Origin of the sequence: Pontibacter amylolyticus (genome assembly GCF_014638845.1) — a bacterium.
GTDB classification, from domain to species: Bacteria; Bacteroidota; Bacteroidia; order Cytophagales; family Hymenobacteraceae; genus Pontibacter; species Pontibacter amylolyticus.
The window spans coordinates 1-13877 of sequence record NZ_BMFP01000011.1 but is presented as its reverse complement, the minus strand read 5'-3'; the positions used below and the strand labels follow the sequence as shown (position 1 = coordinate 13877).

The window sequence follows — 13877 nt, the reverse complement described above, 5'->3', positions numbered from 1 at the left end:
GTCGGAAGGTTTAGCCTTAGCTGTTTTTAAAAATGGCAGACACCCAGTTGTTCTTGGTGCGGTGCGACACGTAGGTCAGGCCCAGTTCAGTGGCCCGCTCCTGCAACGCAGGCAGGTCTTCGGTATAGAAACCGCTCAGCAGCAGCGTACCTTCGGGCTTCAGCACCGCCACATAGGCCGGCATGTCCTCAAGCAGCACGTTGCGGTTGATGTTGGCCAGGATGATATCGTAAGGCTGGTCTCCTTCAATCGTCTCGGCACCGCCCAGTCGCACGTCTATACCTGCGTAGCCATTCAGTTCCGCATTCTCGCGGGCATTTTCTACGGTCCAGTCTTCTATTTCTACGGCCACGATCTCAGCTGCCCCTAACTCACCCGCCATGATAGCCAGTATACCTGTGCCGCAGCCCATGTCCAGCACGCGCCTGCCCTGGTGGTCCAGGGTCAGCTGGTTTTCGATCATGAGCGTAGTGGTTTCGTGGTGGCCCGTGCCGAAGGACATTTTCGGGTTGATCACGATGTCGTACGTTGCCTCGGCCGGTTTCTCGTGGAACGACGCCCTCACAGACACCTGCCCGCCGATGAAGAGCGGCTCGAAATTGCGCTCCCACTCGGTGTTCCAGTTCTGACGCTCGATCTTCTGCACCTGGTACTCTACGGTCGTATACCCGGCGTACCGGGCAATCATGTTGTCCAGCTCCTGTTTGCTGAACTTGTCTTCGTCGATGTAAGCGTTAAAGCCCTCGGCTGTGTCTTGGAAGGCATCAAAGCCCAGTTCTCCCATTTCGGCAGTGAAGATGTCGGCAAAATCGGGGCTTACTTTCAGGGCTACTTCTATAAAATCCATGTGTGTTGGTTAGGGGCGGCACGCTGCGTAGGAGCGCACGTTGGTAAAGTGTACAGTAAAATCAGCAAAATTCCGGTTATCGGTCACGTACAGCACGTGGTCGGCAAAGGCTTTCTTGTTGGTGATGTGCCAAACGCCCGTGGCATCGGCAAAGAGCTTGTTGCTCTCGCGGTAGACCACCATGGAGGCAAAGGCTTCTTCATCGCCCAGGTATACCGTATAGGCAGCGGTGTTCTTATACTTCGGGTCGCGCTCCAGGTATACCGAACCGTAGATGCGGCAAATGTCATTGCTGGCTACCGTGACCGGCGAAGGGGCTACTGGCTGCGCCGCCGCCAGGTATGGAAGCAGCGTCAACCAAAAGGATATTATCAAAATCATAGCAGATAATTTAGCCAAATATAACTATATCTACAAGAAAAAAGGCTGCCAACTTTTTTAGTTAGCAGCCTTTTTTCCTGTGTTACCTGATTCTTAGAACGATTTGATTATGTCGGTAAAGTCGCGGGATTTAAGCGATGCCCCTCCGATCAGGCCACCGTCTACGTCCGGCTGCGCGAACAGCTCTTTGGCGTTGCCCGGGTTGCAGCTGCCACCGTACAGGATCGGGCAGTTGAAGGCCGCCTCCGCATCGAACATGCGTGAAAGCTGCTCGCGTATGTAGGCGTGCATTTCCTGGGCCTGCTGGCTGCTGGCGGTGCGACCGGTGCCAATGGCCCAGATCGGCTCGTAGGCTACCACCACTTGGTCAAACTCCTCGTTGCTCAGATAGGAAAGGCTGTCGTGCAGCTGTTTGCCCACGTAGTCGAAGTGGCGGTCTGCGTCGCGCTCCTCCAGCGGCTCGCCGCAGCAGAAGATCGGCTTTATACCTTGCGCAATGGTCGCTTTCAGTTTTTTGTAAAGGGCCTGGGCATCTTCGTGGTGGTACATGCGGCGCTCACTGTGGCCGATGATCACGTACTGCACGCCTACCGACTTCAGCATGGCGGCCGACACCTCACCGGTATAGGCGCCGCTGTCGTGCTCGCTCACGTTCTGGGCGGCCAAATGCATCAGGTCGTTGCCTTGGGTTAGTTTGCCCACGCTCTGCAGGAACGGGAAAGGAGGTGCCACGATCACGGTCACATCGCCGTTCACTTCGTCCTTCACCATGTTGTCGATCTCCGATACCAGCGTAAGCGCTTCCTCGTAGGTCTTGTTCATTTTCCAGTTGCCGGCAACAATTCGTTTTCTCATGTTTTATAGTAGCTATTGATGTTACAGTTGATTCATACCCGTACGGCAAGTTAGCAAAATAAGGTATACCTGCCTTGCTATACATAAAAAACAAGAGCCGCAGCAATTAGTCTTGCTGCGGCTCTCACGCCTTACACTTAAAGTCTTTCCTTCAGGAAGCGGGCGGTGTGGTTATCTTCCAGTTTGGCCATCTCCTCCGGCGTGCCCTCAAAGAGCAGGTATCCCCCGTTAGTGCCTCCTTCTGGCCCCAGGTCGATGATCCAGTCGGCGGACTTGATGATGTCCATGTTGTGCTCAATGATGACCACCGTGTTCCCGTTCTCGATCAGCGCGTTGATGGACTGCAGCAGCTTGTTGATGTCGTGGAAGTGCAGGCCCGTACTCGGCTCATCGAAAATGAACAGAATGTCCTCCTGGTGCGCCTGCACGCCTTTGGTCAGGAACGACGCCAGCTTCACACGCTGCGCCTCGCCACCTGACAAGGTGTTGCTCGACTGTCCCAGGCGGATATAGCCCAGGCCCACGTCGTTCAGCGGCCTCAGTTTCTCCACGATCTTCGATTGATCGGCAAAAAAGTCGATGCTGTCGGCGATGGTCATATCCAGCACCTCGGAAATGCTCTTCTCCTTATACTTGATATCGAGCACGTCCTGCTTAAAGCGGTGGCCGTTGCAGCTCTCGCAGGTCAGGTAAATGTCAGCCATGAACTGCATCTCGATCTTCACCTGCCCCTCGCCCTGGCACACCTCGCAACGCCCGCCCTCGATGTTAAAAGAGAAGTGAGATGGCTTAAACCCACGCGACTTGGCCAGCGGCTGGTCTGCGTAAAGCGAGCGGATGGCATCGTAGGCCTTCACATAGGTCACTGGGTTGGAGCGCGACGACTTGCCGATCGGGTTCTGATCTACGAACTCCACGTGCCGGATCTTGTTGTAGTCACCGGCCAGTTTATCGAATTTTCCGGTGGCTTCGGCTGTATTGCCGTGCAGCTTCATCATGGCCGGAGCCAGTATCTTCTTGATCAGGGTAGACTTGCCGGAGCCACTCACACCTGTCACCACGGTCATCACGCCCAGCGGCACTTTCACACTCAGGTTTTTGAGGTTATTCTCGCGCGCGCCCTGCACCTCGATGGCATTGCGCCACTTACGGCGCTGCGCCGGCACCGACACTTCCATCTCGCCGCTCAGGTACTTGGCCGTATAAGTATCGGCTGTTTGAGTCATCTCTTCCAGCGTACCCTGGAACATCAGGTTGCCGCCACCCGAACCCGCTTCCGGGCCAATGTCGATCAGTTGGTCGGCGGCACGCATCATTTCTTCTTCGTGCTCCACCACAATCACGGTGTTGCCCATTTTTTGCAAAGAGCGCAACACGCCAATCAACTGCTCCGAGTCTTTGGGGTGCAGACCAATACTTGGCTCATCCAGGATGTACATGGAACCTACCAGGGCACTCCCCAGCGAAGTCGCCAGGTTGATGCGCTGACTTTCGCCACCCGACAGGGTGTTGGAAAGGCGGTTGAGCGTCAGATAGCCCAGGCCCACCCGCACCAGATAGCCCAGTCGGTTGGTCACTTCCGTTACCAGTCGTTCGGCTACGTTGCGCTCGTGCTCGGTCAGCTGCATGTTCTCAAAAAACGCCAGCGACTGCGTGATCGGCATCAGCACCAGATCGGTGATGCTCTTGCCGTTGATCTTTACATAGCTGGCGTCCTTGCGCAAGCGCGATCCTTTACAATCGGGGCAGGTGGTGCGGCCACGGTAGCGCGACAGCATCACGCGGTACTGTATTTTGTGCGTCTGCGATTGCAGGTGCTTAAAGAAGTCGTTGAGTCCTTCAAAGTATTTGTTGCCGGTCCAGAGCAACTCCTGTTCTTTTTCAGAGAGCTCGTTGTAAGGACGGTGGATCGGGAAGTCGAAGCGGATGCCGTTTTTCACCAGGGGCTTCAGCCACTCGCTCATTTTGTCGGAACGCCAGGGAGCAACCGCACCTTCGTACACCGTCAGACTTTTGTCAGGTATAACCAGATCGGGGTCTATACCTAGCACGCTGCCAAAGCCTTCGCAGGTCTGGCAGGCGCCGTAAGGGTTGTTGAAGCTGAAGAAGTTAACCGACGGCTCCTCGAACACCATCCCATCCAGCTCAAAACGGTCGGAGAACACGCGCTCCTCGCCATCGCCATATTTCACGCGGCACTCCCCATGGCCTTCGAAAAAGGCGGTTTGCACCGAGTCGGCAATCCTGAACTGCAGATCTTCATCTGACTTGTAGATGATGGCACGGTCTACGAGGATGTATACCTCCTTGCCCAGCTTCGGCTTTTTTTCTTCGAGCAGCTCTTCGATAAAGTATACCTGTCCGTCGGCGTAGATGCGCGAATAGCCCTTCTGCAGCAGTAGGTCCAGTTCTTTGGCCAGCGTGCGGTCTTTGTGCAGTTGCAGCGGCGCCAGAATCATCACACGGGCTTCATCCTCCATCGAGAAGATAAAATCCACCACGTCGGCCACACTGTCTTTTTGCACCACCTCACCTGAAACAGGCGAGTAGGTCTTGCCGATGCGGGCATAGAGCAGTTTCAGGTAGTCGTAGATTTCGGTGCTGGTGCCTACCGTCGAGCGGTTGTTCTTGATGCTGACCTTCTGCTCGATGGCAATGGCCGGGCTAATGCCTTTGATGTAGTCCACGTCCGGCTTGTCCATACGGCCCAGGAACTGGCGAGCGTAGGAGCTCAGGCTTTCCACGTACATGCGCTGCCCCTCGGCATAGAGCGTGTCGAACGCCAGCGATGACTTACCGGAGCCGGAAAGGCCTGTGACGACGATGAACTTGTTGCGCGGCAAAGCCACACTAAGATTTTTGAGATTGTGCACGCGGGCGCCCTTGATGATGATGTGCTGGCGCGGATCGAGTGTATCGAGGTTATTTTCGGATATGTTTGCCATAGAGTGTAGCGCAGGCAGCGTAAAGCCCACGCATGACCAACTGATTTTTATACGATGTAAAGATACAAATACCGTGTCGCATTCTGAAGGCTTTTTACCCCCTGGCGCTATACCTGGCTTTTGGCCACAGCATGCAACACGGCATCATTTTGAAACAGCTACAGATATAAAAAGGTTTAGCTTACTATTACTATTTAAAGGTATGACCTATTTACAGGTATAGGTCCTCTCTAACGCTACAAGGGCAACACAGTCAGGTATAGCAAAACCTAACCGGACATAAACTTCATACCATACCTAAACTGCAGCCCCCTACTTCCGTATGTAGGGGTTACGATCTACAACCAATAAACTAACGCAACATGGGAAAAGGAGATAAAAAATCGAAGAAAGGCAAAATCGTGAAAGGCACTTACGGCAACACTCGTCCAAGACAGGCTACCAAAAGGAAAGCCGCCGAGAAGAAAGAGGCTGCTGCCAAGTAGCCCCACTACCCTACCACATCAGCAGTCCCATGCCCCGCCTGTCGGAGCATGGGACTGCCTTTTTCAGACCACTTCCATTTCCGGCGTCAGGTCCAGCTTACGCAGCTTGTCTGCCTTCAGGGCCGTTATACCTACCACCAGCAGCGTGATCGCGCCGCCCAGCACCACAGAGGGCACCGCGCCCATCACCTTGGCCATCGCCCCTGCCCGGAAAGCCCCAATCTCGTTGGACGAACCGATAAAAATGCTGTTTACCGAAGAAACGCGCCCCTTCATGTACTCCGGCGTCAGGGTATGGAGCAGCGTGGAACGGATAATGACGCTGATACTGTCGAAGGCGCCGCTCAGCACCAGCAGCACCAGCGAGAGCCAGAAACTAGTGGAGAGCCCGAAGAAGATCAGGCTCAGCCCAAAACCCGCCACACACCAGAGCATGATCTTCCCGGCTTTGATGGTAATCGGGTAATAGGCCATCCAGACGGCCATGGCCACCGAGCCGACGGCAGGCGCCGCCCGCAGAAAGCCGAGTCCCTGCGGACCAACGAGCAGTATGTCCGAGGCGAAAACGGGCAATAGTGCTACTGCTCCCCCAAACAGCACCGCGAACATGTCCAGGGAGATGGCGTTCAGGATGACCTGGTTGCCGAACACGAAGCGTATACCTGAGCGCAGGCTCTCCATCATGTTCTGCGGATTGACGTTTTCCGGGAGTGCCTTCCCGCCGATCAGCGCGAAGGAGGTGAGCGCCAGCAAGACCAGCACGGCATCCAGGGTATAGGCCGCCGTGATGCCGTAGAAACCGTACACCAGTCCGCCGAGAGCGGGCCCTACCAGCGAGGCGGCCTGCCAGGTGGTGCTGCTCCAGGTGATGGCATTGGCGTAGAGCTGCTTGTCGGCCACCAGTTGGGGCATAAACGAGAACACGGCCGGCCCCATGAACCCACGGGCGATGCCGCTGATGAAGATGACGACATAAATCGGCAGCACGCCATACAGGGGCAACACATTGCTTATATCCAGGGTGAAGTATAGCAGCGCAAGCGAACAAAGCAGCAGCACCGCCACCACCGTCACAATAATTTTCTTGCGGGGCACCGTATCGGCCACATAGCCAGCATACAGCGACACAAAAATAGAAGGTATAGCCTCCGCCAGCCCGATCAGGCCCAGGGAGAAGACATCGTCGGTAATGGCATAGATTTGCCAGCCGACGATAACAGCCTGGATCTGCATGGCCAGCGTAATGCACAGCCGCGCCGATATATAATGCCTGAACTCCGGCAACCGGAGCACGGCGTAAGGGTCGTGCCTGCGGGTTGACTTAGCGCCCATTTCCCTTTATCCTCCACAAATAGGTTTTCATAGCCACAAAGCTACGCCATCGTGCGCATACCTGCAGAATGTCTGCCAGAATAAAACCGGCCCAGCTGTTAATCGGAGAGCAATCCGAACCAGATCTTGGAAGCAGCTTTTTATCTTCAGTCTACTCAGCAAGCCGCATTGTCAAGCCACCGAATAAACCGTAAAACGCTGTATACTTATATTTTATAAAATTATTTGGAATTATATGACTTAAACTGCAACACTCGCTCCGGTATAGAAGTATAATTTTTTAAGGAGCGGCCACCCCCTCAATCAGCAGCCGTTTCCTGCATGCCAGCCATCTCCAACCTGTGCAGACGCATGCTTCCGGTGCCTACAGCGCCATATTATTCTTTTATTAACAATCCTTTTATGGGTTAACGCAGTCAGTTCAGGACCGTATCCTGAGCAAAGGCACTGCCGACTTTATTGATTATTAATATTTAAAAATATCAACATCATGGAACAACTGGACATCCGCAAATTATTGGAGAACATCGAGAGAAAGGTGTACCAGCAGGAAATCACTTCAAGCTCTGACGTGACGCAACTGATCAACACTGAAATCGCAAAGGCTATCAACCTCAATAGCAAAGTAGCAGACGGGGAAGGCCTGCAGTACCAGAATATCTCCTGCACTACCATCGAGTGCTATCTGGAACACCTGAAGGCAGTAGAGGCCAAACTGAAACGCCCTGCTGACATCACCGCACAGTGCAAGCCCGTGGAGGAGCGCGAGATAAACCGCCGCCTGCTCCTCATCCTGAACCGCCTGAAGCGATATAACCGCGAGTAGTCGGCATTTGTAATAACAGTAACCTTATCCTTCGTACAGACGCTCAGTTTTTACGAAGGATTTTTTATGCCCTTTATATACCTATAATGACCAATGTCATTTTTCCCGTGCTTCCGTGCTGGTAATTTTGTAAACCTAAAGGTTTCAATTTGCAGCAAATGAAGGAAGATATCAAAGACGAACAGGATATAAAACTGCTGGTTGACTCGTTTTACGCCAAAGTAAACGAGGACGACCTGTTGGGGCCTATTTTTAATGGTTTTGCGAACGTGGACTGGGCACACCACCTTCCCATCATGTACAACTTCTGGAGTTCAGTCCTGCTTGGCACCATGGCCTACAAGGGGCAGCCATTTCCCAAACACATGCGCCTGCCCATAGACAGACAGCATTTCGCCCGCTGGGTCATGCTGTTTAGTGAAACGGCAGACGAGCTGTTTGAAGGCGACAAAACAAAGGAGTTGAAGCAGAAGGCAACCAGCATTGCGCAGGTGTTTCAGATGAAATTAGGCCTGCTGGGCATTATAGGCAAAGAGACAACCACCTAAAGCGGTTTTATTATCAAAACAAAACGGCAGTCGCCCGGGAATGTAACCTGGGGCGACTGCCGTTTTGTTTTGCACTATACCTGAGTTGCCTCTCCCACCAGGCATTAATCCCCTCCATATCAGCACTATATACGGCAATACTATATGTTGAAAAATAAATTTAACTAAAAGCATATACGTTTACATTATCTTGCCGTATATTAGGGAACGATAATTCTTTACTGGCATATAGCTCCTTTAATATTTTTTGCTAAGGACACCCGGCTATGTTTGCGCAGTCAAAATGCATTCTCTATATTTGATTTCCATTTCAAAAAAATATTTGTTCTAACAGCTTAACGCAACAATATGGTATAAAGCTCTACGTTAAACTAATGTAGCTTTACGATGAATACAACTACCCAGCTGAGCGACTCTGCTTTAGTCTCGCTCTACATCGCAGGTAACGAAAATGCGTTTGAACAGCTAGTAAACAGACACAAGAACAAAGTATTCACTACGATCTTACTGATTGTTAAAGACACGTATACCGCTGAGGACCTCATGCAGGATGCTTTTATAAAGGCAATCCACACCATGAAAGGCGGCAGGTATAACGAGGAAGGCAAGTTCTCTTCATGGATATGCCGCATTGCTCATAACCTGGCAATCGACTTTTTCCGTAAAGAGAAAAGAAGCCCGATGATCACGCTGGAAGACGGCAGCAATGTGTTCAATGCCTTGTCTTTTGCAGAAGACTCCGCTGAGTCGCAGCAAATAAAGGAGGACACCCATGCCCGACTGCGCGAGCTGATCCAAACGCTGCCACAAGCGCAGCGGGAAGTACTCATGATGCGCCATTACGCCGACATGAGCTTCCAGGAGATAGCAGAAGCAACCGGTGTGAGCATCAACACAGCTTTAGGTCGTATGCGCTACGCATTGATCAACCTAAGAAAAAAGATGCTAAACAGCACCATTGCTTATGATAAAAACCTCTACTCAGAATGAGCTGATCCAGTACGTATACAATGAGTTGGCAGACCCTGCCCGCGAGCAACTGGAAACAGCACTGATGCACGACAACGAGCTGGCCGAGAGCTGCTCTGAGCTCATGCTCATCCAGCGACTGCTAAGCGGCGCGGCCAAAAGCCCTAGCCAGCGGTCTATCGACAACATTTTAAATTACTCAAAAAGCTTAAGTTTGCAGTCTTAACCGACTGCAAACTTTTTTTATGCGCAAACGAGAACGCTACAAGCTGCTGATCGAGCACTTTACCCAGAACTTTCCGGACCCCGAGACAGAGCTGGCCTATTCCAATCCCTACGAGCTCATCCTGGCTGTGGTGCTCAGCGCCCAGTGTACCGATAAACGCGTGAACATGGTGACGCCAGCCCTGTTCGAAGCATTCCCGACGCCGGAGCATTTGGCGGCAGCTACCCCAGAAGAAATCTTCCCGATTATCAGGAGCATCTCCTACCCCAACAACAAAGCCAAGCACCTGGCGGGTTTGGGAAGAATGCTCGTGGAGCAGTTTAACGCAGAGGTGCCCAGCACAGTAGAAGAGTTAGTGAAGCTGCCGGGCGTAGGCCGCAAGACAGCCAACGTGATTGTGTCGGTGATCTGGAACCAGCCGGCCATGGCCGTGGACACGCACGTGTTCCGGGTGAGCAAGCGATTGGGTCTGGTTTCTAAAACAGCCAAAACACCGCTGGAAGTAGAAAAAGAGTTGGTCGCCAACCTGCCGCAGGAGCTTATCGCGAAGGCGCATCACTGGCTCATCCTGCACGGACGCTACATCTGCCTGGCCCGACGGCCGAAGTGTGAGGAATGTCCGCTCACACATTTCTGCGCTTTTTTTCAGAAATACTACCCCAACATACCTGACGACCCGGAAAATAAGGTGGGAGGTATAGCCTGATAAAAAAAGCGGGGACAGACACTGTATGGTCTGCCCCCGCTTTCACTATGGGATCTTATATGGGATTACATTTCCTGCTGTTGCTTCTTGTACTCTCCTCTTTTTTTGTGCTCGCCAGATTTTTTGTGCTCCCCTGACTTGTGGCCTCTCTTACCATCAGCATGCTTCTGCTTCATCTCTTCACGATCGGTTTCGTATTTGGCATACTGCTCTGCTGACAAGATGCTCTTCAGTTCGGCCTGCCACTTCTCGTGGCTTGCTTTTCTGGCCTCCTGCATCTGTGCTCGCTGCTCAGGCGTCTTTTCACCAGTCGCCTTGTGGCTCTCGTGCATGGCTTTCATTTCCTGCGCATGCCGCATGTTTAGTTCCTGGAGTTGGTTTTTTTGCGATGCGCTCAGCTCCAGTTTCTGCGCCATTTTATCGGTTTTCATCTGGGCCATTTCCTCAGGGCTTTTTTGGGCTCTGTCTTTCATGGCTCCCCGCATTTCGCTGCGTGGCTTCTGGTCTTGTGCCTTGGTTGTGGTCTGTGCGTAAGCACTGCTGCCAGCAACTAACATACCGAGCGAAAGGGCTGCAATTATCTTCTTCATGTTTCTTCCTCCTTTGAAATCTTGTGGACCGTTTGATTAACAGCAGAGCACAGGTCTGATAATGTACTTTGCTAATCCACTAAACTCAAAGGTCATGCCAAAGACTAGAAGAGCTATACCTTGCCTGCTACCTGCAACAGGATCTGCTCCACCCGAGCGGCAAGTTGCTGGCGGTCGAACAGTTGGCGGGCGATGGCTTGACCGTTTTGCCCGGCCAGTCGCCGCTTCTCATTATCGGATAGGATCTCTCTAATTTTCTGGGCCAGCAAATGGGGCTGACCCGCGGGGCTATACCAGCCGCAGTCGTACTGCTCAACAAACGCCTTCGTCCAACCAGGGTTCGTTACCAGCACGGGTACGCCACAAGCCAGGCTATCGTACAGCTTGGCCGGCGAATTGGAGGCCAGCACAGGCAAATCATTGAAAGTGATAAGCGACAGGTCTGCCAGCTTGAAGAGCGTAAAGACATCGGGCCGTGGCTGTGGCGGCAGCAGCACCAGGTTAGACAGCCGCAGCGATAGCCTCCGGAGCTCGTCATCATAAAAGCCTCCTCCTGCCAGCACAAACACGATGTCGTGCTGATCGGCCATTGCCTCAGCTGCCTGCATGATGGCAGGTATATCGTTGGCCCGGCCAAAGGTCCCGGCATAGAGCACCACTCGTTTGCCCTGTAGCAGGTACCGCCTGCGCAGTGCTGCTACCTTCTCAGGAGTCGCGGCATCGGCCATTTCGAGGTCAGTGCCATTCAGTATGGTGGTTACCTTGTCACGCGCTATACCTTGGCTGACGACGTAGTCCTCCATGTCCGGGGAAAGCGTGATGATGTGGTTGGCACTCTGGTAAAGGCTCTTCTCCAATCTGAACAGACGGCGTTTGAGCCACTCCCGCTTTACTGCCCCCATTTCAATGGGGAAGCTGGGCCACAGGTCCTGTACCTCAAACACCCACGGAATACCGCGCATCTTTGCGACACGGGCTGCCATCCATGGTGTTGTAAGCGGTGTCGACACGCCCCAAACAACATCCGGCTTAGGTATGGAAAGGCCTTTGGCAAGACTGTAGGCAGCAAAGCCGCCGTAAGAGACCAGCCGTCTGCGCACGCCCATCTTGTTGCTGTAAGGAACCTCCTGCTCGTACAGCTCCACCCCCTCCGGCACCCACTTATACCTGTCCGTGATGCGAAGCTGCTTCCAGGCACTACTAGAGATCAGGCTTACCTTGTGCCGTTTGGCCAGGTACTCCAGAAAGGTATAGTGCCGGCAGGTAGAAGGGCAGTCCGGGTTGTGATGGTGCTGGTTGAAAATAGCTATGTGCATGCGCGCAGGTATAGAAGCGAAGTATGGTACTAACGCTTCTCAGGCTTGTATTTCGATTCGTTGAATATTTTCTGGTGGTCTTCGTCCGCCATCAGTTCCTGCAGCGTTACCTTCGGGTTACGCTCCATATATTTGCGCACAATCTGCCAACCCACCCAGGTGCCGAGGCGACCGGGGGATGTGGCATCGATCTCGGGCGTATTAGGGCGTTCGCCAATGTACTTGTTCACTACAAACGGGCTTTTTTCGTAAAGCAGTTTCTGCTCAATGAAGTGCGCCCAGATACGGCCTTCGTTATGACGCACGTCAGCCAGTTGCTGTCCGCTATACCCGATGATGGTAGAGTCTGGCGCGCAGGGCATGATGGACTTCACAAAATAGTAGGCCTTGCCCGTATTCACCATCTCGGCAAGCAGACTACGCTCCAGAAAGTTGGTTTTATTGTAGCGGTTAGACAGCAGCAGCATGGCGGCCGGCACCATGTTCGCGCGCTCGTATCGCTTCAAAATATAATCGTAGGTATCCGGGCGGTAGCTGGCATTTTTGCCGATAAAGAAGTCGATGCCAAACACCAGCAGGCTGTCAGACACGAGCAGGTCCTGGTTAAGACCGGACACAAAGGTCTTCACTTGCGGCTCCTTGAACTCAGGATAGTAATATTTGATATGCTTGAAAGCGGTTTCGAGCTGCTGCTTTTCCGTGGCCATGTCACCAAAGGTAGTGTCCGCCTCATGCGCCAGTTTTTGAAGCTCGGGGTTAGAAGCCAGGTTATAAAGCGCATTGACAATGGCTGAGTCAGAAGGATAATTCTTCCGCTGCAGGAACCGCTCCGTGAAAACAGGGTTGCTTTCCAGGAGAGAGGCGATATCCTGTTTGGAGTCCGCCGCAAAAAAGGGTTTCTCGAGTCGCTCTATCTCTACCTTTACCGGTATGCGTTCTATTTCTTCAGGTATGTCGCAGCCGGTCTTCTTCTTGCAGCTAAAAAGCAATAGGATGGTTGCTAGTAATAATAATCTGTGATACATTGCCGAATATTTAATACAAAAATAGAGGGTTATCCCGTATTAGAAGAAATAAACGCGACAATTTAACATGCAATTCAAAAAACTAGCATTTCTGCTGCTCTTTCTGGGCTTCTCATCCACTGCCATGGCCCAAATGGAAATCGGCATTCAATTCTCCCCGACTATTTCGGGTAACCGTTTTATAGCTGAGGACCGGCATAACTTTGAGAAATCGAACAGCGCTTTGCGCTTAGGAGTAGGCGTAGTCGGTGACTATTTCTTCTCTAATAACTATGCCTTCAGCTCAGGGCTGATGTACCGTAGTAAAGGCTCTAAGATTAGCTATACCTATATGGTTGAAAGTGGAGACGGAGTAGTAACACCTGCTAAAGAAACTGATGAATTGACTGTTCAGTATCTTGAAATACCGCTTACGCTCAAGCTTTTCACAAACGAAGTAGCCCCTGACATAGTGTTGTACTTTCAGGTAGGCGGTGCACTCGGCACCAAAGTTTCTGGCCAGGTTGACCAGAAAAAGGTGATTAATGGGGAAAAGACGGCCAAACGTTTCAATGTTTTTGAGACCAGTGCCGTACTGGGTACTGGCGCAGAAATGCAGCTGGGCCAAAGCACAAAACTGTTCGGAGGTGTCACCTACCTGCGTGGTCTGAGTAACATCGATAACTACTACAAAAAGCAGTTGAATGACAAGAACCTAGCTATTAAAAATAATGGCGTGTCCATTGATGTGGGCATTAAATTTTAAGGTATAGCCACCGCGAAAACCTTGAATCGTCCTGAAATAAGTTGACAGATTTAACAAGGTCCCGGTTTGTTTAGGCAGGCC

Annotated in this window: 15 protein-coding genes; 7 read left to right on the top strand and 8 right to left on the bottom strand. The window is 52.3% G+C overall.

Annotated features, from left to right (window positions below):
• Positions 1-16: 16 nt before the first annotated feature.
• The 4 genes from prmA to uvrA form a co-directional block, all read right to left on the bottom strand.
• The gene (gene prmA / locus IEV97_RS19800) at positions 17-847 is read right to left on the bottom strand and encodes a 50S ribosomal protein L11 methyltransferase (protein ID WP_188503232.1); all 831 of its coding nucleotides are present in this window, start codon (positions 845-847) and stop codon (positions 17-19) included.
• Between the two features lie 9 nt (positions 848-856).
• Entirely contained in the window at positions 857-1228 is a 372-nt protein-coding gene (locus IEV97_RS19795; RefSeq protein WP_188503231.1) for a 7(1) septoil knot domain-containing protein, read from the bottom strand.
• Positions 1229-1321: 93 nt separating this feature from the next.
• The gene (tpiA, locus tag IEV97_RS19790; RefSeq protein ID WP_188503230.1) at positions 1322-2083 is read right to left on the bottom strand and encodes a triose-phosphate isomerase; all 762 of its coding nucleotides are present in this window, start codon (positions 2081-2083) and stop codon (positions 1322-1324) included.
• A 137-nt stretch (positions 2084-2220) separates the two neighbouring features.
• Positions 2221-5028 carry an excinuclease ABC subunit UvrA gene (uvrA, locus tag IEV97_RS19785; protein WP_188503229.1) on the bottom strand — a complete coding sequence of 936 codons (2808 nt, stop codon included), beginning with the start codon at positions 5026-5028 and terminating at the stop codon, positions 2221-2223.
• Between the two features lie 362 nt (positions 5029-5390).
• Here uvrA and IEV97_RS19780 point away from each other — a divergent pair, with 362 nt between their 5' ends.
• Positions 5391-5513, top strand: coding sequence for a 30S ribosomal protein THX (locus IEV97_RS19780; RefSeq protein WP_188503228.1), 123 nt, complete (start codon positions 5391-5393; stop codon positions 5511-5513).
• 63 nt (positions 5514-5576) lie between these two features.
• On the opposite strand, the gene IEV97_RS19775 is transcribed toward IEV97_RS19780, so the two are convergent.
• A complete protein-coding gene (locus IEV97_RS19775) occupies positions 5577-6845 on the bottom strand; it encodes an MFS transporter (protein WP_188503227.1) in 1269 nt (422 codons plus the stop codon).
• A gap of 490 nt (positions 6846-7335) precedes the next feature.
• Here IEV97_RS19775 and IEV97_RS19770 point away from each other — a divergent pair, with 490 nt between their 5' ends.
• The 5 genes from IEV97_RS19770 to nth all read left to right on the top strand — a co-directional run bounded on the left by IEV97_RS19770 (position 7336) and on the right by nth (position 10120).
• The gene (locus tag IEV97_RS19770) at positions 7336-7671 is read left to right on the top strand and encodes a hypothetical protein (protein ID WP_188503226.1); all 336 of its coding nucleotides are present in this window, start codon (positions 7336-7338) and stop codon (positions 7669-7671) included.
• A 158-nt stretch (positions 7672-7829) separates the two neighbouring features.
• On the top strand, positions 7830-8219 hold the full coding sequence (locus tag IEV97_RS19765) for a group III truncated hemoglobin (RefSeq protein ID WP_188503225.1): 390 nt from the start codon (positions 7830-7832) through the stop codon (positions 8217-8219).
• 387 nt (positions 8220-8606) lie between these two features.
• Complete coding sequence (locus tag IEV97_RS19760) at positions 8607-9209, top strand: RNA polymerase sigma factor (protein WP_007655595.1); 603 nt, start codon at positions 8607-8609, stop codon at positions 9207-9209.
• The gene (locus IEV97_RS19755) at positions 9184-9414 is read left to right on the top strand and encodes a hypothetical protein (RefSeq protein WP_188503224.1); all 231 of its coding nucleotides are present in this window, start codon (positions 9184-9186) and stop codon (positions 9412-9414) included. The genes IEV97_RS19760 and IEV97_RS19755 overlap by 26 nt, the downstream gene beginning before the upstream one ends.
• Before the next feature lie 19 nt (positions 9415-9433).
• Entirely contained in the window at positions 9434-10120 is a 687-nt protein-coding gene (gene nth / locus IEV97_RS19750; protein ID WP_076672259.1) for an endonuclease III, read from the top strand.
• Between the two features lie 65 nt (positions 10121-10185).
• Here the strand turns inward: nth and IEV97_RS19745 are convergent, their stop codons facing one another.
• From IEV97_RS19745 to gldB, 3 genes are all read right to left on the bottom strand, one after another.
• On the bottom strand, positions 10186-10710 hold the full coding sequence (locus tag IEV97_RS19745; RefSeq protein ID WP_188503223.1) for a DUF4890 domain-containing protein: 525 nt from the start codon (positions 10708-10710) through the stop codon (positions 10186-10188).
• A gap of 113 nt (positions 10711-10823) precedes the next feature.
• On the bottom strand, positions 10824-12026 hold the full coding sequence (locus IEV97_RS19740; protein ID WP_188503222.1) for a glycosyltransferase family 4 protein: 1203 nt from the start codon (positions 12024-12026) through the stop codon (positions 10824-10826).
• A 29-nt stretch (positions 12027-12055) separates the two neighbouring features.
• On the bottom strand, positions 12056-13015 hold the full coding sequence (gldB, locus tag IEV97_RS19735; protein WP_188503221.1) for a gliding motility lipoprotein GldB: 960 nt from the start codon (positions 13013-13015) through the stop codon (positions 12056-12058).
• Positions 13016-13118: 103 nt separating this feature from the next.
• Here gldB and IEV97_RS19730 point away from each other — a divergent pair, with 103 nt between their 5' ends.
• Positions 13119-13796: a porin family protein gene (locus IEV97_RS19730; protein WP_188503220.1), complete on the top strand. Its 678-nt coding sequence runs from the start codon at positions 13119-13121 to the stop codon at positions 13794-13796.
• Positions 13797-13877 lie beyond the last annotated feature (81 nt).

Coding starts and splice junctions, on each gene's coding strand:
- prmA (WP_188503232.1), bottom strand. CDS start 847: ATGGATTTTATAGAAGTAGCCCTGAAAGTAAGCCCCGATTTTGCCGAC.
- IEV97_RS19795 (WP_188503231.1), bottom strand. CDS start 1,228: ATGATTTTGATAATATCCTTTTGGTTGACGCTGCTTCCATACCTGGCG.
- tpiA (WP_188503230.1), bottom strand. CDS start 2,083: ATGAGAAAACGAATTGTTGCCGGCAACTGGAAAATGAACAAGACCTAC.
- uvrA (WP_188503229.1), bottom strand. CDS start 5,028: ATGGCAAACATATCCGAAAATAACCTCGATACACTCGATCCGCGCCAG.
- IEV97_RS19780 (WP_188503228.1), top strand. CDS start 5,391: ATGGGAAAAGGAGATAAAAAATCGAAGAAAGGCAAAATCGTGAAAGGC.
- IEV97_RS19775 (WP_188503227.1), bottom strand. CDS start 6,845: ATGGGCGCTAAGTCAACCCGCAGGCACGACCCTTACGCCGTGCTCCGG.
- IEV97_RS19770 (WP_188503226.1), top strand. CDS start 7,336: ATGGAACAACTGGACATCCGCAAATTATTGGAGAACATCGAGAGAAAG.
- IEV97_RS19765 (WP_188503225.1), top strand. CDS start 7,830: ATGAAGGAAGATATCAAAGACGAACAGGATATAAAACTGCTGGTTGAC.
- IEV97_RS19760 (WP_007655595.1), top strand. CDS start 8,607: ATGAATACAACTACCCAGCTGAGCGACTCTGCTTTAGTCTCGCTCTAC.
- IEV97_RS19755 (WP_188503224.1), top strand. CDS start 9,184: ATGATAAAAACCTCTACTCAGAATGAGCTGATCCAGTACGTATACAAT.
- nth (WP_076672259.1), top strand. CDS start 9,434: ATGCGCAAACGAGAACGCTACAAGCTGCTGATCGAGCACTTTACCCAG.
- IEV97_RS19745 (WP_188503223.1), bottom strand. CDS start 10,710: ATGAAGAAGATAATTGCAGCCCTTTCGCTCGGTATGTTAGTTGCTGGC.
- IEV97_RS19740 (WP_188503222.1), bottom strand. CDS start 12,026: ATGCACATAGCTATTTTCAACCAGCACCATCACAACCCGGACTGCCCT.
- IEV97_RS19730 (WP_188503220.1), top strand. CDS start 13,119: ATGCAATTCAAAAAACTAGCATTTCTGCTGCTCTTTCTGGGCTTCTCA.